The 22,861-nt window shown below is 52.2% G+C and carries 24 protein-coding genes and 1 other annotated feature; of the genes, 17 read left to right on the forward strand and 7 right to left on the reverse strand.

The window, feature by feature from the left end; genetic code table 11:
* Positions 1-18: 18 nt before the first annotated feature.
* From C792_RS0103075 to C792_RS0103090, 4 genes are all read left to right on the forward strand, one after another.
* Complete coding sequence (locus C792_RS0103075) at positions 19-1,230, forward strand: NAD(P)/FAD-dependent oxidoreductase (protein ID WP_017547976.1); 1,212 nt, start codon at positions 19-21, stop codon at positions 1,228-1,230.
* 70 nt (positions 1,231-1,300) lie between these two features.
* On the forward strand, positions 1,301-1,618 hold the full coding sequence (locus C792_RS0103080; RefSeq protein ID WP_017547977.1) for a YuiB family protein: 318 nt from the start codon (positions 1,301-1,303) through the stop codon (positions 1,616-1,618).
* Positions 1,619-1,630: 12 nt separating this feature from the next.
* Entirely contained in the window at positions 1,631-3,118 is a 1,488-nt protein-coding gene (locus C792_RS0103085; RefSeq protein ID WP_017547978.1) for a leucyl aminopeptidase family protein, read from the forward strand.
* Positions 3,111-3,491, forward strand: a complete 381-nt coding sequence (locus C792_RS0103090; protein ID WP_017547979.1) for a PaaI family thioesterase — start codon at positions 3,111-3,113, stop codon at positions 3,489-3,491. The genes C792_RS0103085 and C792_RS0103090 overlap by 8 nt, the downstream gene beginning before the upstream one ends.
* A 103-nt stretch (positions 3,492-3,594) precedes the next feature.
* Here C792_RS0103090 and mnhG read toward each other — a convergent pair whose 3' ends face one another.
* From mnhG to C792_RS0103125, 7 genes are read right to left on the reverse strand one after another with little or no spacing between them, the layout of a single operon-like run.
* A complete protein-coding gene (gene mnhG, locus C792_RS0103095) occupies positions 3,595-4,008 on the reverse strand; it encodes a monovalent cation/H(+) antiporter subunit G (protein WP_245537505.1) in 414 nt (137 codons plus the stop codon).
* Positions 4,001-4,300, reverse strand: a complete 300-nt coding sequence (locus tag C792_RS0103100; protein WP_017547981.1) for a Na(+)/H(+) antiporter subunit F1 — start codon at positions 4,298-4,300, stop codon at positions 4,001-4,003. Before C792_RS0103100 ends, mnhG begins: the two co-directional genes overlap by 8 nt.
* Positions 4,297-4,776 (reverse strand): Na+/H+ antiporter subunit E, encoded by a 480-nt coding sequence (locus tag C792_RS0103105; RefSeq protein ID WP_017547982.1) that lies wholly within the window; start codon positions 4,774-4,776, stop codon positions 4,297-4,299. The genes C792_RS0103100 and C792_RS0103105 overlap by 4 nt, the downstream gene beginning before the upstream one ends.
* Complete coding sequence (locus C792_RS0103110) at positions 4,777-6,270, reverse strand: Na+/H+ antiporter subunit D (RefSeq protein ID WP_017547983.1); 1,494 nt, start codon at positions 6,268-6,270, stop codon at positions 4,777-4,779.
* Positions 6,260-6,601, reverse strand: a complete 342-nt coding sequence (locus C792_RS0103115) for a Na(+)/H(+) antiporter subunit C (protein ID WP_017547984.1) — start codon at positions 6,599-6,601, stop codon at positions 6,260-6,262. Before C792_RS0103115 ends, C792_RS0103110 begins: the two co-directional genes overlap by 11 nt.
* Entirely contained in the window at positions 6,601-7,068 is a 468-nt protein-coding gene (locus tag C792_RS0103120; protein WP_017547985.1) for a Na(+)/H(+) antiporter subunit B, read from the reverse strand. The genes C792_RS0103115 and C792_RS0103120 overlap by 1 nt, the downstream gene beginning before the upstream one ends.
* Positions 7,037-9,451: a Na+/H+ antiporter subunit A gene (locus C792_RS0103125; protein ID WP_017547986.1), complete on the reverse strand. Its 2,415-nt coding sequence runs from the start codon at positions 9,449-9,451 to the stop codon at positions 7,037-7,039. Before C792_RS0103125 ends, C792_RS0103120 begins: the two co-directional genes overlap by 32 nt.
* A 204-nt stretch (positions 9,452-9,655) precedes the next feature.
* On the opposite strand from C792_RS0103125, the gene C792_RS0103130 reads away from it, so the two are divergent.
* The 13 genes from C792_RS0103130 (at position 9,656) to trpA (ending at position 22,810) form a co-directional block, all read left to right on the forward strand.
* Positions 9,656-10,243: a peptidylprolyl isomerase gene (locus C792_RS0103130; protein ID WP_017547987.1), complete on the forward strand. Its 588-nt coding sequence runs from the start codon at positions 9,656-9,658 to the stop codon at positions 10,241-10,243.
* Between the two features lie 468 nt (positions 10,244-10,711).
* Entirely contained in the window at positions 10,712-10,915 is a 204-nt protein-coding gene (locus tag C792_RS0103135) for a hypothetical protein (RefSeq protein WP_017547988.1), read from the forward strand.
* Positions 10,884-11,171, forward strand: a complete 288-nt coding sequence (locus C792_RS0103140; RefSeq protein ID WP_083854819.1) for a DUF1871 family protein — start codon at positions 10,884-10,886, stop codon at positions 11,169-11,171. Before C792_RS0103135 ends, C792_RS0103140 begins: the two co-directional genes overlap by 32 nt.
* 139 nt (positions 11,172-11,310) lie before the next feature.
* Entirely contained in the window at positions 11,311-11,691 is a 381-nt protein-coding gene (gene ygs, locus C792_RS0103145; protein ID WP_017547990.1) for a S1 domain-containing post-transcriptional regulator Ygs, read from the forward strand.
* A gap of 341 nt (positions 11,692-12,032) precedes the next feature.
* Positions 12,033-13,574: an L-glutamate gamma-semialdehyde dehydrogenase gene (gene pruA / locus C792_RS0103150; RefSeq protein ID WP_017547991.1), complete on the forward strand. Its 1,542-nt coding sequence runs from the start codon at positions 12,033-12,035 to the stop codon at positions 13,572-13,574.
* 73 nt (positions 13,575-13,647) lie between these two features.
* On the forward strand, positions 13,648-14,841 hold the full coding sequence (locus C792_RS0103155; RefSeq protein ID WP_017547992.1) for an ornithine--oxo-acid transaminase: 1,194 nt from the start codon (positions 13,648-13,650) through the stop codon (positions 14,839-14,841).
* Between the two features lie 70 nt (positions 14,842-14,911).
* Positions 14,912-16,156: a Glu/Leu/Phe/Val family dehydrogenase gene (locus tag C792_RS0103160; protein WP_017547993.1), complete on the forward strand. Its 1,245-nt coding sequence runs from the start codon at positions 14,912-14,914 to the stop codon at positions 16,154-16,156.
* Between the two features lie 338 nt (positions 16,157-16,494).
* The gene (locus C792_RS0103165; protein ID WP_026090202.1) at positions 16,495-17,739 is read left to right on the forward strand and encodes a Glu/Leu/Phe/Val family dehydrogenase; all 1,245 of its coding nucleotides are present in this window, start codon (positions 16,495-16,497) and stop codon (positions 17,737-17,739) included.
* Between the two features lie 85 nt (positions 17,740-17,824).
* Positions 17,825-18,067: a binding site (T-box leader), on the forward strand.
* Between the two features lie 295 nt (positions 18,068-18,362).
* Positions 18,363-19,427 (forward strand): anthranilate phosphoribosyltransferase, encoded by a 1,065-nt coding sequence (trpD, locus tag C792_RS0103170; protein WP_017547995.1) that lies wholly within the window; start codon positions 18,363-18,365, stop codon positions 19,425-19,427.
* Positions 19,428-20,192, forward strand: a complete 765-nt coding sequence (gene trpC, locus C792_RS0103175) for an indole-3-glycerol phosphate synthase TrpC (RefSeq protein ID WP_017547996.1) — start codon at positions 19,428-19,430, stop codon at positions 20,190-20,192. It abuts the gene before it with no gap.
* The gene (locus C792_RS0103180; protein WP_017547997.1) at positions 20,193-20,816 is read left to right on the forward strand and encodes a phosphoribosylanthranilate isomerase; all 624 of its coding nucleotides are present in this window, start codon (positions 20,193-20,195) and stop codon (positions 20,814-20,816) included.
* Entirely contained in the window at positions 20,800-22,011 is a 1,212-nt protein-coding gene (gene trpB, locus C792_RS0103185; protein WP_017547998.1) for a tryptophan synthase subunit beta, read from the forward strand. The genes C792_RS0103180 and trpB overlap by 17 nt, the downstream gene beginning before the upstream one ends.
* Entirely contained in the window at positions 22,004-22,810 is an 807-nt protein-coding gene (gene trpA / locus C792_RS0103190; protein WP_017547999.1) for a tryptophan synthase subunit alpha, read from the forward strand. Before trpB ends, trpA begins: the two co-directional genes overlap by 8 nt.
* Positions 22,811-22,861: the final 51 nt, after the last annotated feature.

Here is a 22,861-nt window from a genome sequence, read left to right on the forward strand (position 1 = left end):
GAGAAAAGGTGACATATAATGAGTTTTGAGCGAAAGAAAATCCTCGTGCTTGGTGCAGGATATGCAGGTCTTCAGGCAGTTTCCAAACTGCAGAAATCACTGGGCCATCAGGATGCGGACATCACACTCATCAACAAGAATGAATACCACTACGAAGCGACATGGCTCCATGAAACAGCAGCCGGAACAATCGATTGGGAAGACGGCGTATATCCGATCAGCAAAGTCGTGGATGCGTCAAAAGTCAAGTTCATCCCCGCAGAAGTGACTGCGATCCACAAAGATGAAAAACGTGTGGAAACGAACCAGGGCGATTTTGAGTATGACATCCTCATCACTGCGCTCGGCTTTGAAAGTGAGACGTTCGGCATCGACGGCATGGCTGAACATGCACACTCCATCGTCAGCCCGCAGACTGCACTTGCTGCGCGCCATGAAATCGAAAAGAACTTTGCCAACTACAAAACTTCGGGAGCTGACAAGGATATTGCCATTCTTGTAGGCGGCGCCGGCTTCACCGGTGTCGAATTCCTCGGAGAACTTGTGGAGAGTGTTCCTGGGCTGTGCGAGAAATACGGCATCGATTACAGCAAAGTGAAGATTACATGTGTGGAAGCAGCTCCGTCCATGCTGCCGATGTTCCCTGAAGACCTGACGGACTATGCGGTCAAGTATCTTGAGGACCGCGGCGCCAAATTCATGATCGGCACACCGATTGTGGCTGCAAACGAAGATGGCTTCGTCGTCAAGATCGATGATAAGGAACAGCAGCTTGAGGCGAGCAGTGTAATCTGGACTGCCGGCGTGCGCGGCAGCAGTCTGATGGAAGAGTCATTCGACGGTGTAAAACGCGGACGCATCATCGTGAAACCGGACCTTACGATCGAAGGCTATGAAGACATCTACGCAATCGGGGATGTTTCAGCAGTGATGAACGGCGAAGGTGATGATGCACGTCCTTACCCGACAACTGCACAGATTGCGATGCAGGCCGGCGAACATGTGGCGAAGAACATCGAGCTTACACTCAAAGGAGACAAGAAGGAACCATTCAGGTACGATGATAAAGGTACTGTATGCTCCCTTGGTTCCAAAGACGGTATCGGCATCGTCATGGGCCGTGAGATCAAAGGCAAGAAGGCTGCCTTCATGAAACGCGTCATCGATACGCGGGCGGTCTTCAAGATCGGCGGACCGATGCTTGCTTACTCCAAAGGTAAATTCCTGTAATTCAAATGATAAGAGCGGCATGGGTATTGATTCAATGCCCATGCCTTTTTAATATGGAGGCAACATATTTATGTCAATAGTTCAACTGGTAATATCCATGCTTCTGTTCTTTGTCCTGTTCTACGGCATCAGCTTTTTATTGAACATGATTCTGAAAGTGACATGGCTCATGGTCGGGGTCTATCCATTCATCGTACTTCTGATTGTAGACGGGATTTCGACCGCGGAATATTTTACGGATACAAAAGAGGCATTCAATACACTGCTCTCAAAATTTGCAAACCTTTACACTGCAGACATACTCATGCTCTCCGGCGGGCTTGTCGGCACGATACTTGCAGGGATGACGATACGCTATCTCCGCAAGGCCGGATATCAGATGTTCTAAGGGGGAATAACCATGAAATTCGACTACCGTGAAAGCTACGGGGCCACCAGGGCACCGCTCATCATCGGCCTGCCGGATAATTTCAGGCAGATGGATAACTTCGAGGAAGTGGATACACTGCTGAACGGCATGACGGAGAAGATCGTCGAGCAGAAAGTCCTGTCGCCAGAGGCCGGTAAGATCACGACGACGGGGATGATGATCCAGACAGAATACCGGAAAGTGATCGCTCTCGGACTCGGAAAGGCAGACAGCCTGGATCAGCCGGCCGTCCAGGAGCTCTTCGGGAAACTGTTCCAATATCTGCAGGATACGGATACAGGGCAAGGGCAGCTGCTGCTCGATACAATCCCCTATGACAAGACGCTTCTTGCAGAGGCGATCGGGCTCATGTCCGTCGTCAGCATCTATGAATTTGAGTCCTACAGGGCGGACAGAGCCGGTTCTTTCTCTGATCGGGCTGAACTTCTGATTACAGGAGTTGTGGATGTAAAAGGAGCGGTGGAGCGCGGGGAAGCGCTCGGACGCGGCATAGCGATGGCACGGAGCTTCAGCGAAACGCCGCCGAACATCATGACGCCTGAACATATGGCGGAGAAGGTGGCGGAAATTTTCAGGGACCGCAAATACGTCTCCGGCAGGGTGAAGGACGAGGGGACGCTTGCCGGGGAGGGCTACGGCCTGATCACCGCGGTGGGCAAGGCATCCAAAGCTGCACCAAGACTCGTGACCATCGAGTACAAGCATCCATCTGCAGAATCCAGAAAGCCTGTGGCACTGGTCGGCAAAGGGATCACTTATGACACCGGCGGCTATTCCATCAAGAGCAAGACGGGAATGCCGGAGATGAAGTATGACATGAGCGGCGCTGCGAACGTCGTCGGCATGATGCATGCGATAAGCGCACTCGAGCTGCCGGTCCATGTAGTCGGCGTGATTGCCCTTGCTGAAAATATGATTGACGGCAACGGAATGCGCCCGGATGATGTATATACGTCATACAGCGGCACCACTGTCGAAGTGAAGAATACCGATGCAGAAGGCCGCCTTGTCCTTGCGGATGCGGTATTCCATGCATCGCAGTATTCCCCGGGTCTGATCATGGACTTCGCCACGCTTACAGGAGCTGTCGTAGCGGCACTCGGGACAGAGCGCACCGGCATTTTCACCAATAAAAAGCCCGGTTTCCTCGAGCCTTTCTTTGAAATCGCGAAAACGACCGGGGAGGAGGTCTGGCAGCTGCCGATTACGGAAATCGAAGAGAAAAATGTGAAATCATCTGCCATCGCCGACCTCACGAACCATGTGGAGCAGCCGGGCAGGGCATCGTTCGCAGCATGCTTCATCAAACAGTTCACGAACGGCACGCCGTGGATCCACTTTGACATCGCAGGTACCGGAACGGTATCAAAACGCACACCGTACGGCCCGAAAGGGGCGACGGGGGTCATGATCCATTCAATCGTGAAGTATCTGGAAACGGGTGATATGCATGAGTGACATGGAAGGACTCATCGATGTGCTCGGCATCCGTATCGTGCATGAGGAGGCGGGAGTGATGGTCATGGAGATGCCGGTGACAGAGAAGGTGCTGCAGCCGTACGGGTATCTCCATGGCGGCGCCAGCGTCGTGCTCGCGGAATCGGCGGCCAGCCTCGGCGCCGCCCGACAGATTATGGACGATGAGGTCACATTCGGCATGGAGATCAATGCCAACCATATAAAAACCAAGCAGGACGGCGTGATCACAGCCACAGCCAGCTGCCGTCACCAAGGCCGTTCATCACAGATATGGGAAATCGAACTTACGGATGAAGCGGGCGATCTGGTGTGTCTTTCAAGGTGTACGATGGCGGTAAAGAAAAAGAGATGATCCTGTACAGATGTGAAAGGGGGGTTCCGGCGGGAACCCCCTTTTTTAGCATGAAAATCCCCGGTCCAGTGAGGTTCACCTCACAGTTGGACCGGGGATGCTTTCATTTCTCAGGTTCTCTGTTTTCAAGGTCTGGTCTGCGTTTGCCTTCGATGATTACGCGTTCTCCGTGGCTGCCGTCCGGTGCCCCCGTCTCATCACGTTTCAGCTCGTTCAATATCGTCAGCTGATAGGGTTCCACATCCGCATGGAAGGCGCTCCTTGCGAGAAGGTGTGCAGCTACCGGTGCGGTGATGAAGATGAAGAGGACAGCAAGCACAAGTTCGGTATCCACATAGCCTTCCACATACCAGAAATAGAGGAAGGTGCCGGTCATCATCATCATGACACCGAGTGTCGAGCTTTTGGATGCGGCATGAAGTCTTGTGTACACATCCGGCAGACGGATCACACCGATGGCGGCGACAACACCGAAGAATGCACCGCCGAGTATGAAGAATGCGATAATGCTACTCATCACTATTTCTATCATATTGGATGATCACGCCTTTCTCTAGGAATTTCGCAAAAGCGATTGTGGCAATGAAGGCAAGAATGCCGATGAGCAGTACCACGACAAGCAGGTGGGTCGTACCGAGCATCATCGCCGTCAGGGCAATCATGGCCATTAGCAATACCCCGAATGCATCGAGTGCCACAAGTTTGTCATGCAGCGTCGGACCTTTCAGCATGCGGTAGACCATGCCGAGCATGGCAAACGCCAGGACGATGACAGAGAATATGATGACGACATCAAGGAATGTATTCATGGTTTCGCCACCTCTTTTATTTCATTTTCAAATGCAGATTTTATATTTTGGATCTCTTCTTCCGCACTTTTCATATCGACGCCGTGTATATAGATCGTCGAGTGGTCATCTGATATCGCCACAACAACCGTCCCCGGTGTAAGGGTGATGAGGGATGACAGCAGGACGACTTCCCAGTCTTCCTCAAGATCACATGGGTAGGCGTAGAAACCGGGATGGACATCGATCTTCGGGCTCAGCACGATTTTGACCACATCGATGTTCGCCTTCACCATTTCGATGATGAAGATGAAGAACAGTCTGACGATGCGCCAGACACGTCTGAGATAGAAGGAGCCCGGGAGGAACCTGCGCAGCAGGAATACTGCGGCAAGTCCCATGATATAACCTGTGGTGAAGGATGCTACGCTGAATTCAGAACCCATGAACATCCACAGTACGGCAAGGAGCAGGTTGATCAGTATTTGTAATGGCATCTATTCCACCTCCGTTAAATAACCGGCATAAGTCGCCGGGTCATGGAATGACAGGGCCGCCATCTCGAATAATGGATAAAGGAGGTCGGCGGCGAGTCCGAACGCCACGGAGATGATGACAAGTCCGATGGAAGAGAACAGAAGTTTGTCGCTCTTGATGGCCCGGAGACCGCCTGCTGCAGGACTTTCCCTCCAGAATACGTTCATGAAGATCCTGACCACTGAAATCAGCACCGCAAGACTTGACAGCAGTACGATGAGGCCGGCGATGTAAAGGTCATTGCCGAAGGCGGACTGGACGATGAAGAGTTTGCCGTAGAATCCGGACAACGGCGGTACTCCCGCAAGTGCAAAACCTGCTACGAGGAACATCCAGCCTGTGACCGGATGGCTTCTGATCAGTCCGCCGAGCCGTCCGGTATCCGATTCACCCGTCCGGTATATGATGAAACCGACAAGCATGAACAGTGCAGCCTTGATGATCATATCGTGAATCAGATAGTAGATTGCACCAATGGTACCCGTCTCATCCATCAGGGAGAAGCCGACGATGATGATGCCGACTGCAATCAGTATGTTGTATATGATTATCTTTTTCATGTCCGTATAGGCAAGCGCCCCGATTGAACCCATTATGATGGTGAGAAGTGCCATAAGCAGCAGTACCTGATGGGTAAATGCCTGGTTTTCAATGAAGAAAAGGCTGTATGTCCTGGCAATCGCGTAGACGCCGACTTTGGTCAAAAGTGCACCGAACAGTGCGATGATCGGCATCGGGGGCGCATAATATGAACCCGGGAGCCAGAAGAACAGCGGGAAAAGTCCGGCTTTCGTAGCAAACACGAACAGGAAAACGACAGCAAGGACCGTCATGATTACCATGTTGCCATCATAATCTTCGAGCTTCAGGTAGATATCCGCCATGTTGAGTGAGCCTGTCACGGAATAGAGATAGGCGAGACCGAGAACGAAGAAGTTCGAAGAAATAAGATTGACCAGCAGGTATTTGAACCCTTCCTGAAGCTGTACTCTGGTCCCGCCCATCGTAATCAGTACATAGGATGCAAGCAGGAAGACCTCAAAGAATACGAACATGTTGAATATGTCCCCGGTCGAGAAAGCGCCATTGACGCCGGCGATCATGAACAGCACCATGGGATAGTAGAAGTACTTCTCCCGTTCGATGCCGATCGACTGGAACGAATAGACCACGATCAGGAATGCAATGATCGTGGTGGTCAGAAGGAGCAGTGCTGCCGCCATGTCGATGACGATACTGATTCCGAATGGTGCCATCCAGTCACCCAGAAATGTCACGATCGTCCCGTTCCGGTAGATGGATATGACCAGCCAGACGGCTGAAAGCATCATAAGGAGTCCTGAAATTCCTGAGACAACTCTGTGCCAGACTGGACGCTTTCCCATGAATAACATGATGATCCCGGCGAAAAAGGGGATCATTATAGGTAATAGGGGCAGTATGTTAGTCGTCATGTGGAACTCCTTTCATTTCTTCTACATTATCTGTACCAAGCTCCCTGTACATCCTTAACGCAAGTACGAGAATGTAGGACGTAAGTGCAAAAGCGATGACGATCGCCGTCAGGATCAGCGCCTGGGGCAGGGGATCGGTGTATGAGGATACCTCCGGGTCGAGGACGGGGACGTTCCCCTGTTTAAGCCGTCCCATTGTCAGGAGCATCAGATGGACTCCGTGTGACAGCAGGGCTGTGCCGATGATGATCCTGATTATACTTTTTGAGAGCATCATGTATACCGATGAACCGATCAGTATACCGCTCAGTATGATGGTTATCAGTTCCATCAATCGTCCTCCTCTGCAATGAGTTTGATGATGAGGAGCGCTGTCCCTGCAACTGTCAGGAACACTCCGACATCGAAGATCACTGCGGAGTGCAGTGCAACTTCACCAAACACCGGCACAGTGATGTATGTGTGCTGGTGTGTGAAGAACGGTGTGCCGAACAGAAATGAAAGAGTCGGCAGGCCGGCCGCAAGGACAAGGCCGGTCGCAATCAGGATCCTGAAATCGATCGGCAGCATTTTCTCAACCGTTTTTTGATCAAAGGCGATCAGAAGGAGGATGATGGCCGCTGCTGCCAGCAGGCCACCGACAAAGCCGCCGCCCGGAGTATAGTGACCCGCAAAAAACAATTTGAAGGCGAACAGGATGATGATGAAGAAGATCACTTTGGAAGTGAACTGCAGGAAGACATCATGGACCTGTTTCTGTACCTTGCTATACCCTGCTTTCTTCAGAGTGCTCTTCATTGTCTTCATCCTTTCTGGTTAGTTTCAGTTTCATCAATGTGTAAATGCCGATGCCGGCGATGCCGAACACAAGTGTCTCAAACAATGTATCAAAACCACGGAAGTCGACAAGTATGACGTTGACCATGTTGCCGCCTGCAGCGAGTTCATACACATTCTCGATGTGGAATTCGCTGATCGGTTCGAATACCCTTCCGGAGAAGGCGGAGATGCCGAACAGGATGACGAGGATCCCGACTCCTGCCGAAACGATGAAGTTTGTGAACTTGAACCGCATGCGTTCTTCGTGCCTGCTCTTCTTGGGAAGATGATAGAAGCAGACCAGGAAAAGGGCTGTCGTCACCGTTTCTATCGCAAGCTGCGTCAGGGCAAGGTCAGGTGCCCTGAAGAATACAAAGAAGAGTGCCATCGAGAAACCGATGGACCCGAGCATTATGATGGACACCATGCGCGAGCGCGTTATGAGGATGACTGCTGTTGCAATGAGTATTATGAGGCTTATGATGACTTCCTGTATGCCTACAGGTGCAAAGCCGCTGAAGTCCATATTGAAGCCTGAATTCATGAGCGTTATGATGCCCATCACGATGAAGAAGCCGAATATATAGACCAGATAGTTGCGGATGTAGCCTGTCATATAGCCGTCAGTGACTTTCTCCGATCCGATGCGGCTGTACAGAAGCCCCTGATCGTAAAGGAAATTGAGTGTAAATGCTTCTTTATGATAATTGTAGATGAACATCCATCTGTCCCTGAAATAGAACATCACAGAGCCGATGATGACAACGGCTACTGTCGCCCAGAGTGCAGGGTTGGCAAAACCATGCCACATCGCAAGATGTGTGCCGAGCGGTTCTGCACTGTCCATGATGCCCATGGCTGCCGGGTCGATGATTGTTGCCGACAGCACGTTCGGGAACAGTCCGAAGATGATGACAAGCAGCGACAGAATTGCCGGGGAAATCAGCATCAGCACCGGAGGATCGTGCGGTTCTTTCGGCGTATCGTGCGTCCGTTTACCGAGGAAGATGCCGTAGATGATCAGTATGGAATAGATGAATGTAAAAATGCTTCCGATAACCGCAACAAGCGGGATGAGGAAGTCCGTGCTCGCCATGGCTCCGAAGTCGGCTTTCAGCACAGTGATCATGGCTTCCAGGAACAGTTCCTTGGAAAGGAAGCCGTTGAATGGCGGCAGGCCGGCCATCGACAGTGCAGTAATGACTGTCAGGGTGAACGAAACCGGCATGATGGTAAGGAGGCCGCCGAGGCGTTTCATGCTCCTTGTGCCGGTTTCATGATCGATGATGCCGGTGATCATGAACAGTGCACCCTTGAATGTTGCATGGTTGATCGTATGGAACACAGCTGCAACGACAGCGACTGTGAACAGTTCGTCATTTGCACCTGTTGCAAGGCTCAGCGCCCCGAGTCCGAGAAGGCTCATGATGAGGCCAAGCTGTGAAACGGTGGAGAATGCGAGTATCGCTTTAAGGTCATCTTTCTTGATGGCATTGAAGGACGCCCAGGCCATCGTAAACAGGCCCACGATAAGGATTGTCCATACCCAGAGGTTTGAAAAGGCAAACAGCGGGGTAAAACGTGCGACAAGATAGATTCCCGCCTTGACCATCGTGGCTGAGTGCAGATATGCACTGACCGGGGTTGGCGCCTCCATGGCATCCGGCAGCCAGATGTAGAACGGGAACTGTGCGGATTTCGTGAATGCGCCGAACAGGATGAGTACGATTGCGAAAGGTGCAAGCGGGCTTTCCTGGATCTGCGGCAGGGCTTCGATCATCCCTCTGATGCTGAATGTGCCTGTGATCAGGTAGAGGGTGATGAATCCACCGAGCATGAGGAAGCCGCCGAACATCGTGATGATCATCGACTTCAGGGCACCGTACAGCGAGCGGTCACGGGTGTACCAGAATGCGATGAGCAGGAAACTGGAGATTGATGTCAGTTCCCAGAAAAGATAGAGCATGATCACGTTGTCATTGAGCACGATGCCGAGCATCGCGGTCATGAACATGAGCAGAAAGACATAGAAGTTACCGAGGTTCTCCTTTTCGGAGAGGTAACCGATTGAATATAGGACGACGAGCGCCCCGATTCCTGATATCAGTATGGCGAACAGCAGTCCGAGACCATCTATGTAAACATCGAAATTCATACCGATTCTCGGCATGAACTGCATTGTTTCATGAATCACCTGTCCGTTCATCGCCCGGGGAATCAGGGTAAACAGATAGATGACGATCAGGAGTGGTACAGGCAGGACGAACCAGCCCAGGTGTATACGTCTGTAATACCTGTAGAGCGTGCCGATGAAAACGGCGGCAATGACAGGCAGCAGAATCGCCAGATGTATTAACGTCACTGTGTGACCTCCTTCGTCGTTGTACAAATTTTTGCACATTATATAGCAAATTATACATGAAACATCAGGTTAAATAAATGTATAGGGATTGAAAATAAATAAAATCACTGTATAGTATAAATAGGAATAAAAGGAATTGGTGTCACAGAATTTTCATATTTTTAACCATGAAATTGAAACGTTTGAAACTTTAGGAGGATTAGAATGGCATTCCCACAGTTGAACAATGAAGTGCAGGAAAATGAAGTGCGGGCGGTCATCCATACAAACCATGGAGACGTAACCGTCAAACTCTTCAAGGATATCGCCCCGAAAACGGTGGAAAATTTCACGACACACGCGGGAAATGGTTACTACGACGGCCAGATTTTCCATCGTGTCATCAAAGATTTCATGATCCAGGGCGGCGACCCGACAGGAACAGGAATGGGCGGAGAAAGCATCTACGGCGGCTCATTCGAGGATGAATTCTCCACAGAGGCATTCAACCTCTACGGTGCCCTTTCAATGGCGAACGCAGGCCCGGGTACGAACGGCAGCCAGTTCTTCATCGTACAGCTGAAAGAGGTCCCTTCCCAGATGCTGTCACAGCTCGAAGGAGCCGGCTACCCGTCGGAAATCATCGATGCGTATACCGAGCATGGCGGCACACCGTGGCTCGACCAGCGCCACACGGTTTTCGGCCACGTCATAGACGGCATGGACATCGTCGAGAAGATTGCAGATGTTGAAACAGGCGCACAGGATCGTCCTGTCGAAGATGTGGTCATCGAAAATATTGAAGTGAAGTGATGGTTGAATAGTTTGATCAGGGGGCGGAGCCGGAAGGTTCTGTCCCCTGTTTTATGCTGGCCGTACGGATTTTCAGTGTTTTCCGGCCACGGCGGCAGTCGCGGTGTCCGCCAAAGGGGTTTTTCGGCCACGGTGGAAATCGCGGTTTCCGCCAAAGGGGTTTTCCGGCCACGGTGGCAGTCGCGGTGTCCGCCAAAGGGGTTTTCCGGCCACGGCGGCATTCGCGGTGTCCGCCAAAGGGGTTTTCCGGCCACGGCGGCATTCGCGGTGTCCGCCAAAGGGGTTTTCCGGCCACGGCGGCATTCGCTGTGTCCGCCAGAAGAACCTGAGGCCTGTATCTCCGCATCACATTTCTTCCCGGATTTCAACAGTTAAGTCTGAAACGCTCACAAAATAGTCATTAATAGGGTGGGACATGGCGGGATATTCTTTGTTATAATCTATTGAGATAAAGGTGAGTGATTAACTATGATGGAGTTTCTTTATTTCCCGGAAGATAAGACTGAATATATCCCGGCTTTCCTGACGCTGGCCATCTGTATCCTGCTGGCCTATATCGTATTCCGCCTGGTCAGAAAGTATTCCCGCAAGCAGGAAGAGAAGATGAAGGCGTTTGAGCAGCAGGTGCTGAAACAACTGGATGAGAAAGACCATGATGAGTCCCGAAGGTAATGTCGAGCTGTACAGGCTTCTTGGAAGATGGTGTCCTTCGGCCGCCGGTATGCCGGACGGGGCGGATTTCGACTTTGACAGTGAAATCTACGACAGCATGGATGTGATTTTCAGGCACAGGGAAGATGTGGAAAAAGCGAGCGCCGGAATACAGGATGTGTTCCGCTTTTCATTTGAAAGGACGGTGCCTCTTGGGGAAATCAGGCCCGTTGTAATTGAAGCTTTTGAAATCATCGAACTTTATAAAGAACCGTGACGCAGGCAGTGCTCCCGTGATGAAGTGCTGGCTGCGTTTTTCATATGCCGCCTTCCCCGTCAATGATTAGATAATCGTCATTCAATATGATAAAATAATCATTGCGTATGTACTACCGAAAGTAAGCGGGGTAATATAAGTGGCAAAAAATTATCGGAAAGGCCAGTTCGTCAAAGTGAAAGTGACTGGCATCCAGCCGTATGGCGCTTTTGTCAAAACCCCTGATAATCAAGAAGGACTCATTCATATTTCGGAAGTGATGAACGATTATGTCCATGATGTAAACCAGTTTCTGTCGAAGGGCCAGATTGTAAAAGCGAAGATATTGAGCGTGGACAAGCATGGCAAACTGAACCTTACATTGAAGGAGAATGAATACTTCAAACGCGAGGAAAGGAAACGGGACAGGCGGTCTGTTCTGGAACAGATCCGTGAGACGGAGAAATATGGATTCGAATCCATCAGACAAAAGATGCCGGAATGGATTGAAGAGGCAAAGAAATACCTTAAGGATAAGTGATGAGGTCTTCCATTTTAAAACACGGCTTGAACATAAAAGGACTGCGGCATGGGCTGTGGTCTTTTTATTTTGGAAGTTTGCCGGATTGATTGGAAGCGTTTCAACATGTTTTTAAAACCGCTTACATAATTTTTTGTGAATAGCGTTTTCATCAGTCAGCTATGGAAAGGCTGATGCGGTAGTGAAATAAATTCTGTCAATTGAATAGATATTAAACTGTATGAATAGGTTTACAATACTTTTCATTCTGCGCTGTGCCGCAGTTATCAAAAGGGTTGAAAAAGTCTGATAAAACGTTCATTATAATCTTTAGATTCAATACTTTAAGGAGGTTATCTGTAATGATACCGTACAAACACGAACCGTTTACGGACTTTTCCATCGAGGAAAACCGGACAAAGCTTCAAGAGGGATTAAAGACAGTAAAATCTTATCTGGGCAAGGACTACCCCCTGATCATTGGCGGAGAACGCATCATGACCGATGAAAAGAAAGAGTCATATAACCCGTCTGAAAAGACGGAAATGATTGGGCACATGTCCCAGGCCAACCAGGAACATGCCCAGCGGGCGATGGATGCAGCCCTTGAAACATTCGAATCCTGGAGGAAATCCACATTCGAGTTCCGGTCAGACGTGCTGTTCAAAGCGGCGGCGATCATTCGTAAGCGCAAGTTTGAATTTACAGCCCTCCTTGTAAAGGAAGCCGGCAAACCGTGGAAAGAGGCGGATGCGGATACGGCGGAAGCCATTGATTTCCTTGAGTATTACGGACGGAATAACCTCAAGATCAAAGACGGTGATCACGTCGAATCCCGTCCGGGCGAATACAACCAGTTCCACTACATACCGCTCGGTGTCGGACTTGTCATCTCTCCATGGAACTTCGCTTTCGCCATCATGGCCGGCACGACGGCTGCTGCACTCGTCACAGGGAATACTGTGCTGCTCAAACCGTCTTCCCGCACACCGATCGTGGCGTACAAGTTCATGGAAGTGCTGGAAGAGGCGGGAATGCCAAAAGGAGCAGTAAACTTCATTCCGGGCTCGAGCCGTGACATCGGCGACTATCTGGTGGAACATAAAGATACGCGATTCGTTTCCTTCACGGGTTCACGCGATGTCGGCACACGTATCTATGAAAAAGCTGCCATCGTCCAGGACGGCCAGACACATCTCAAGCGTGTCATCGCAGAAATGGGCGGCAAGGACACGATCGTCGTCGATTCCGATGCCGACCTTGAACTTGCGGCCGAAGCAATCACCTATTCAGCATTCGGTTTCAGCGGCCAGAAATGTTCGGCGTGCTCCCGTGTAATCGCGCTCGAGGACATCCATGATGAACTGCTTGCCAAAGTGGTCGAGAAGACGAGGCAGCTCAAAGTGGGCAACCCGGAATCCGATGTCAATGTCGGGCCGGTCATCGATGATGCATCACTTGAGAAAATCGGGAAGTACATTGAAATCGGCAAGTCGGAAGGTAAGCTTGAAACCGGCGGTACGACGGAGAATGACACGGGTCATTTCGTACATCCGACGATTTTCTCAGGTCTCAGGCATGATGACCGCATCATGCAGGAAGAAATTTTCGGACCAGTCGTCGGATTTGCTACAGCGAAGGACTTCGATCAGGCAATTGAATATGCCAACGCGACGGACTACGGCCTGACAGGTGCTGTCATTACACAGAACCGTGAACACATCGAACAGGCCCGCCGCGATTTCATGGTCGGCAACCTGTACTTCAACCGCGGCTGTACAGCAGCGATTGTCGGCTACCAGCCGTTCGGCGGCTTCAAGATGTCCGGTACTGACTCAAAAGCCGGCGGCCCGGATTACCTGACGCTGCATATGCAGGGTAAAACATCTTCAGAACAGTTGTAGGAACAGAAACCATAAAATATTATCAGGACAGCGGGAGGTCTCAGCCTGCTGTCTTTTTGGAAAGGGTGTCATTATGACAAAATCACAGGAAATCATTGAACAGACAAACCAATACGGAGCACCGAACTACAATCCGCTGCCAATCGTCATCTCGGAAGCGGAGGGCGTATGGGTGAAAGACCCGGAGGGCAACAAATACCTTGATATGCTGAGTGCATATTCTGCGGTGAACCAGGGCCACAGGCATCCGAAAATCATCCAGGCGCTCAAAGATCAGGCGGACAAGCTTACATTGACTTCCCGCGCATTCCACTCGGACCGTCTCGGCCCGTGGTATGAAAAGATATGCAGGCTGGCCGGCAAAGAGATGGCACTGCCGATGAATACCGGTGCCGAAGCCGTGGAAACGGCCATCAAGGCAGTGCGCCGCTGGGCGTATGATGTCAAAGGCGTGGCGGAAGACAAAGCGGAAATCATCGCGATGAACCAGAACTTCCACGGCCGTACACTGGCTGCCGTCTCCCTGTCATCGGAAGCGGAATACCGTCGCGGCTACGGCCCGCTGCTTGAGGGCATCAAGCTCGTGGACTTCGGTGATATCGAACAGATCAAGGCTCAGATCAATGAAAATACAGCGGCTGTCCTCCTGGAGCCGATCCAGGGCGAGGCCGGCATCAACATTCCGCCGGAAGGCTTTCTGAAAGAAGTGCGCGACCTGTGTGATGAGCACAATGTGCTGTTTGTAGCGGATGAAATCCAGGCGGGGCTCGGCCGCTCCGGCAAACTGTTTGCAACGGACTGGGATAATGTCAAACCGGATGTCTATATCCTGGGCAAGGCACTCGGCGGCGGCGTGTTCCCGATTTCAGCGGTCGTTGCCGACAGGGAAGTGCTCGAGGTATTCAACCCGGGCTCCCACGGTTCCACGTTCGGCGGCAACCCGCTGGCCTGTGCCGTATCGGAAGCGGCGCTTGATGTCATGATCGATGAGAATCTGGTGGAACGCTCCAACGAATTGGGCGAATACTTCAAGGCGGAACTCAAGAAGATCGACAACCAGGCCATCAAGGAAATCCGCGGCCGCGGCCTGTTCATCGGTGTGGAGCTGACGGAGCCGGCGCGTCCGTACTGTGAAGAGCTGAAAGAACTTGGCATCCTCTGCAAGGAGACGCACGAAACGGTCATCCGCTTTGCCCCGCCGCTTATCATTTCAAAAGAAGACCTCGACTGGGCGCTTGAAAAAGTGAAGTCAGTGCTGTCCAAATAACGCTTTAAAAAAAGATTTAGTATGATACAATGAAGTTGAAAACAGTTTCATAAAAAGAGGCGGATAAAAAATGTCAGAGAAATCAAATCTTATCACTTCTACACAGGCGATCATTCATGAAGCCCTGGACAAACTCGGCTTCGATGAGGGCATGTATGAACTCATCAAAGAACCGATGCGCCTGTTGACCGTACGTATCCCTGTACGTATGGATGACGGTTCTGTAAAAGTGTTCACGGGATACCGGGCGCAGCATAATGATGCGGTCGGGCCGACCAAAGGCGGTGTACGTTTCCATCCTGATGTAAACGAGGAGGAAGTCGTGGCGCTTTCCATGTGGATGACTTTGAAGGCGGGAATCGTCGATCTCCCATACGGCGGAGGCAAAGGCGGAATTGTTTGTGATCCGCGTGAGATGAGCATTGAGGAAGTAGAGCGTCTGAGCCGCGGTTACGTCCGTGCAATCTCGCAGATTGTCGGACCGACCAAGGATATACCGGCACCGGATGTGTTCACGAACTCGCAGATCATGGCGTGGATGATGGATGAGTACAGCATGATTGACGAATTCAACTCTCCGGGATTCATTACAGGTAAACCACTCGTGCTGGGCGGCTCCCAGGGGCGTGACCGTGCAACAGCGATGGGCGTTGTCCTATGCCTTGAGCAGGCAATGGAAAAACGCGGTATGAAGATGGAAGATGTCCGCATCGTAATACAAGGATTCGGAAATGCAGGAAGTTTCCTGTCCAAAATCCTGTCGGACAGAGGGGCCAGAATTGTAGGGGTCTCAGATGCGAACGGGGCGCTGCATGATCCGAACGGGCTCGACATCGACTACCTGCTGGATCGTCGTGACAGCTTTGGCATGGTGACAAATCTGTTCGATGATGTCCTGAGCAACCATGAACTGTTTGAAATCGACTGTGACATCCTGATCCCGGCCGCAATAGCCAACCAGATTACAGAAGAGAACGCAAATGATATCAAAGCGGATATTATCTGTGAGGCGGCAAATGGTCCTACTACTAAAGAAGCCACAAAAATCCTCACCGATAACGGAAAGCTCATCGTGCCTGATGTGCTTGCATCGGCAGGCGGTGTGACAGTGTCCTACTTCGAGTGGGTACAGAACAACCAGGGCTACTACTGGGATGAGGACGAAGTCAATGAGAAACTTCAGCTCAAACTCAGAAAGGCCTTCGATGAGATTTATGACCTCCATGACAAACGTCAGATTGATATGCGGCTTGCAGCGTACATCATCGGCATCAAGCGTACAGCAGAAGCGGCAAGATACAGAGGCTGGGCATAAAATCAGAACAGACGACCCGGAAATCCCATGGATTTCCGGGTCTTTCATATGGTCTAAAGGCTGACGGCTGTTCAAAAGCGTATTCGCCGGCCGTTAAAGTGTTAATGTATGCCTCCTGCAGGAGGCGCATGTTCAATTCAACTGCATTTCCATTCTGTGATTTTCTTGCATTATGCGAACTTTTGTATTATTATAAATATTTAAATTGCGAAAATTTTAACATTATGCAAAAAGGACAGGCTGAAGCGGGTTCCTACTCTGTACGGGAAAGGATCTACCAGGCAGATTCAATTTATCATGCCGTGTCCCGAGGAAATCTTATGAGGGTGGTAAAAATTATGGGGAAGACTTCGAATCTTATTTCATCAACACAATCTGTAATTCATGAAGCGCTGGATATGCTCGGCTTTGATGAGGGCATGTACGACCTGATCAAAGAACCTGAAAGGCTGCTCAAAGTGCGCATTCCGGTACATATGGATGACGGCTCTGTGAAAGTTTTTACGGGCTTCCGCGCCCAGCACAGTGATGCTGCCGGACCGACCAAAGGGGGCATCCGCTTCCACCCTGATGTGACGGAGGAGGAAGTGATCGCACTTTCGATGTGGATGACGCTGAAGGCCGGCATCGTCGGGCTCCCGTACGGCGGGGGCAAGGGCGGCGTCATCTGTAACCCGAAAGAGCTGAGTGACAAGGAACTGGAGGGGATTTCAAGGGGATATGTCAGGGCAATTTCACAGATTGTGGGTCCGGCCAAGGACATTCCGGCGCCCGATGTATATACCAATGCCCAGGTGATGGCCTGGATGATGGATGAGTACAGCGTGAAGCATTCAGATAACGCATTCGAATTCATCACGGGCAAGCCGATTGTGCTGGGCGGCTCCCAGGGACGCAACACCGCAACTGCGATGGGGGCGGTAATCTGTGTCGAACAGGCACTTCTGAAGCGCGGCATCAAGATCGAGGATGCACGTGTCGTGGTCCAGGGCTTTGGCAACGCCGGCAGCTTCATCTCCAAGATTCTCTACGACAAAGGGGCGAAAATCGTGGGTGTATCGAGATCCACGCGTGCGCTCTATAATCCGGATGGCATCGATATCGACTATATCATAGAGCATAAGGACAAAGTGGATGTTCCGAAGGAACTGGGCCTTGCAGAGGTGACGAATGAAGAACTGCTCGAACTGGAATGTGATCTCCTGATTCCGGCGGCGATCGCCAACCAGATCACTGAGGAAAATGCAGGACGCATCAAGGCCGGTATCATCTGCGAGGCGGCGAACGGTCCGACGACCCAGGAGGCGACTGCCATCCTGACCGAAAACGGCAAGCTGATCGTGCCTGATGTGCTGGCATCCGCAGGCGGTGTGACCGTCTCGTACTTCGAATGGGTACAGAATAAGCAGGGCTACTACTGGAACGATGAGGAAATCCATGAGCTCCTCGTCAGGAAGATGAGGGAGTCGTTCGACGAAGTGTACAGAGTCCATGATACCCGCCGTGTCGACATGCGCCTTGCTGCTTATGTGGTCGGCATCAAACGCACGGCCGAGGCGATCAGATACCGCCACTGGGCATAGAGAAATCCAACTTTTCTGAAAAAACTTTCATTTTAAGCTTGCATTATCCTTTTTCATGTATTAGTATGGGATACAATCATTTAAATAGCATATGATCAGGAAGAGGAGTAGCATATCCTTAATGTCAAAGAGAGCCGGTGGTCGGTGCGAACCGGTGCATGGGGCGTGTGAATGGACTTCCGTCAGAACCAGAAGCTGAAATTACTTTAAGATTAGGCTCTGGCGCCCGTCCCGCGTTACAGGGATTTGCAGCCTGGATTCAGGCTGCAGCCAGAGTGGACCGTTCAGTCGGTCAATAAAGGTGGTACCACGGCTCCCCGTCCTTTTATATAGAGACAGGGGAGCTTTTTTATATACGCAGGCAGCAGCGCAAAATTCATACAGATCCGTATTCCAGAACAAGTAGGTACAGTGGGCATGTGGCAGAGAGCCGGGGTGGTGGAAACCGGTACATGCAGCTGTTCTGAATGGGCCTGGGTCAACCATACGGATGCCGGCCGTGCATTATACGGTGAGAGAGAATGCCCCTGGCGGCATTAATACGAGGTGGCACCGCGGTGATATCGTCCTCCACAGACAGAACGTCTGTGGAGGACTTTTTTATTCGAAAGGAGAAATGGACAATGAACACAAACCAGGCATTCAAAATACAGGTGGAAAAACGAAGCATACGCACTCATCTCATAAAGCTGTCCGCACGTGAAAATCTGGAGTTCGAAGAGATGGCGGAGGCGATGGAGATCATCCTGAACGACACCGTGAGCGACTCCGAAGTGGCGGCATTCCTCATGGCACTGAAGGCGAAGGGCGAGACGGTGGAAGAGATCGCCGCACTCGTCGAAGTGCTGAGGGAAAATGCGCTGCCGATCAGACGCACGATGACGAATGTGATGGACAACTGCGGCACCGGCGGTGACGGCTCGCACAGCTTCAATATCTCAACAACGTCGGCGTTCGTCCTTGCAGGGGCGAATGTGACAGTCGCAAAGCACGGCAACAGGAGCGTGACGAGCAGGACGGGCAGTTCGGATGTCCTGTCTGAACTGGGTGTGGCACTCGATTTCGGGCCGGAGGACACGGACCTGATGCTCCAGGAGAACAACATCGCATTCCTCTTTGCACCGCACGTGCATCCGAAGCTCCGTCAGATCATGAAGGTCAGGCAGGATCTCAGGGTGCCGACGATTTTCAATCTCATCGGACCGCTCATCAATCCGGTGGAGCTGGACCATCAGTTCCTCGGCATCTATGACCGCAGCCAGCTCGTGATGATGGCGACCGTAATGAAGCGGCTCGGACGCAAAAGAGCGATTGTGATCAATGGTGCCGGCCATATGGACGAGGCGTCACTTGCCGGAGAGAACCATATGGCCCTGCTTGAGAAAGGCGCCATCTATGAAATGAAATTCACGCCGGAGTCCGTCGGGCTCCCCACGTATCCCCTCGAGGAGATCGCCGGCGGGGACAGCTGTGAAAACGCGGAAATACTGAAAAACGTACTCGAGGGCACCGCGGCGCCGGCCCAGAGGGATACGGTACTGCTGAATGCCGGCCTTGGCATGTATGCAGCAGGGGCCGCAGACTCGATCGAGGCCGGCATCGAGCTTGCGAGGGAAAGCATCGAAACGGGCAACGCACTGGCCAAGCTCAGGAACATGGTCAAATACTCGGACGAAAGAGTGATATAGATGGGAACAATACTGGATGATATCATCACACAGAAAAAACTGGAACTGGACAGCCTGCCGAGCATAACGCCCAAAGTGGACAGAAAGCCGGTTTCGCTGGCGGAAAAGCTGAAATTTTCAAGTACGATGGCGGTCATCTCCGAGGTGAAGCGCGCTTCACCGTCCAGGGGGGATATCAATCAGAGTATCAACCCGGCGGAGCAGGCGGCAAAATATACTGGCGGGGGAGCAGATGCGATTTCGGTCCTCACGGATGAGAAATTCTTCTCCGGTACGATGGAGGACCTGGAGCAGGTAAAAAGCATTGTCGACGTGCCGGTACTCAATAAGGATTTCGTCATTGATGCGCGCCAGATCGACAACGCCTGCCGGCATGGTGCGGATGTCATACTGCTCATCGTGGCGGCACTCGATGACGCCACACTCACAAACCTGTACGGTCATGCAGAGTCACTCGGCCTCGATGTGCTGGTCGAAGTCCATGATGAAGCGGAGATGGAACGTGCCCTCAGGATAGGACCGGAAATCATCGGCATCAACAACCGCGATTTGAAGACTTTCACGGTGGATATTGCCAACACGGAAAAATTGCTCGGGAAATACCGGGACTCCGGTCCGTTGTTCATAGCGGAGAGCGGTATCCGGACGCGGGAGGATGCCCTCAGGATGCAGCATGCCGGCGCCAAAGGACTGTTGGTGGGTGAGACGCTGATGACGGCGGATGACCCGGCTGAAAAGATAGCGGAACTCAAGGTGCCGGTATAGATGAAAGTGAAAATATGCGGTGTACAGACGGTCGAAGCGGCAAAAGCAATAGAAGAGAGCGGTGCGGATATGATCGGGTTTTTATTCGCCGACAGCCGCCGCCGGGTGACAGTCGGGGAAGCTGAGGAAATTGCCGGGGCACTGGGTCCGGGCATCAGAAAGGTTGGCGTGTTCGTGAATGCCGGCAAGGATGAAATCGATGAAGCCATCCGGCGCGCCGGACTCGACTATGTCCAGCTGCACGGTGATGAGGACGGAGATTTTGCCATGTCGCTCGATGCATGCATCATCAAGGTGTTTTCACATGAATCAGCCTGTACTTTCAGGGAGATGTTCAGCTTCCCGGCAGACTTCATCCTGATCGACAGCGGCAGCAGCGGGGCCCGCGGCGGCACCGGCAGAGTGTTCGACTGGTCGGCCCTTGATCATCCTGACATAGACAAAGAACGGCTGATACTTGCCGGCGGGCTCAATGCAGGCAACATCAGAGCAGCCTACAGCGCAGTGGCCCCGTACGCAGTGGACCTCTCAAGCGGTGCGGAAACAGACGGAACCAAGGATCCGGAAAAGATAAAGGATATCATGAGTGAAGTGAGGAGTGTAAATGATGGAGAAGACTTATAGACAGCCGGATGCCCGCGGGTATTACGGGGAGTTCGGCGGCAGATATGTACCCGAGACTCTCATGAGCGCGGTCAAGGAGCTTGCGGCCGCGTACAGTGAAGCGAAGGCGGACCAGGAATTCCAGCATGAACTGGAGGCGTACCTGAAGGACTATGTCGGCAGGGAGACGCCGCTTTACCTGGCCGAAAACCTGACAGAACAGTGCGGCGGTGCAAAGATCTATCTAAAGCGGGAGGACCTGAACCATACGGGAGCGCATAAGATCAACAATACTATCGGACAGGCACTGCTGGCCCGCCGCATGGGCAAGCGGAAGATCGTTGCCGAGACGGGCGCCGGCCAGCACGGCGTGGCGACTGCCACCGTCTGTGCGCTGCTGGACCTGGATTGTGTGGTATTCATGGGGAAAGAGGATGTGAGGCGCCAGGAACTGAATGTCTTCCGCATGGAACTTTTGGGCGCCCGGGTCGTCAGCGTGGACCAGGGACGCGGTACGCTGAAGGATGCGGTGAATGAGGCACTCCGCTACTGGGTGGCGAATGTCGACGACACCCACTATATTCTGGGCTCGGCGCTCGGGCCGCACCCGTTCCCGGAAATCGTGCGTGATCTGCAGTCGGTCATCGGAAGGGAAACGAAGCGTCAGATGATGGACATTGAAGGCAGTCTGCCCGATGCAGTCGTTGCATGCATCGGCGGCGGCAGCAATGCCATCGGCATGTTCCATCCGTTCATTGAAGAGAGATCGGTAAGGATGGTTGGTGTCGAGGCATCCGGCCGCGGCATTGAGACGGGCGAGCATGCATCTTCGCTCACAAACGGACACATCGGTGTCCTCCACGGTGCAAAGATGCACCTGTTGCAGGATGAAGCGGGACAGATCCAGGAGGCCTATTCGATATCAGCGGGGCTCGATTATCCGGGGATAGGACCGGAGCACAGCCATCTCGAAGCAATCGGCCGTGCAGAATATGCCCATGTCACCGATGAGGAGGCGCTCGGTGCCTTCGAAGTTCTGTCACGGGCCGAGGGCATCATCCCGGCACTTGAAAGTGCCCATGCCGTCGCCCATGCGCTGAAGATGGCACCGGAGATGGAAAAGGGACAGAGTCTCGTCATATGTCTGTCGGGCCGAGGGGACAAAGATGTTGCCGAAATCAAGGAGCGGCTGAAGGGGGACGGTGGATATGAGTAAATTCAAGATAGAAGACACATTCAACAGACTGGGGGAAACGGGTGAAAAAGCCTTCATCGCCTATATCATGGCCGGTGACGGCGGGCTGTCTGATCTCGGACGCCGGATTCGGGAACTTGAGTCTGCGGGTGTATCGATTGTGGAACTCGGCATTCCATTCTCGGACCCTGTAGCGGATGGTCCGGCAATCCAGGCGGCGGGCCGGCGTGCACTGGCTGAAGGCGTGACGCTTGAAGCCGTGCTTTTGGAACTCGCCCGCATAAAGTCGGAAATCAGTATTCCCGTCGTCATCATGTCATATGCGAACCCTGTACTCAGGCTTGGGGCGGAGAAGTTTGCCGGCCTGGCGCATGAAGCGGGCGTCGCAGGCGTCATCCTTCCGGATGTGCCGTTCGAACAGGAGTACGAATTCGCTGCGCCGCTTGCCAAGTACGACATCGCAAACATCCGCTTCGTCACACTGACGAGCAGTTCGGAGCGGATCCGGGAAGTGACTGAGACCGCGGAAGGCTTCGTCTACGCTGTGACGGTCAACGGCACAACGGGCGTCCGCGACGATTTTGATGAGTCCCTCTATGACCATCTGTCACACATCAGCGAAGTGAGCAATGCGCCCGTGTGCGCGGGGTTCGGTATCAGCACGCGGGACCAGGCGGCGCGGGTTGGTGCGGCATGTGACGGTGTGATCGTCGGCAGCCGCATCGTCAATCTGCTGCATGAAGGGAAGGCGGATGAGATCAGCGGAATAATCCCGCAGAAAAACGTGTTGAAAAAAGTGACGTCGAAAATATTTGATTAGTCATGCCCTTTTTATCTACAATATAGAAGATAGATAAACTATTTGGAGGAT

The organism is Salinicoccus carnicancri Crm, from assembly GCF_000330705.1.
Classification (GTDB): domain Bacteria; phylum Bacillota; class Bacilli; order Staphylococcales; family Salinicoccaceae; genus Salinicoccus; species Salinicoccus carnicancri.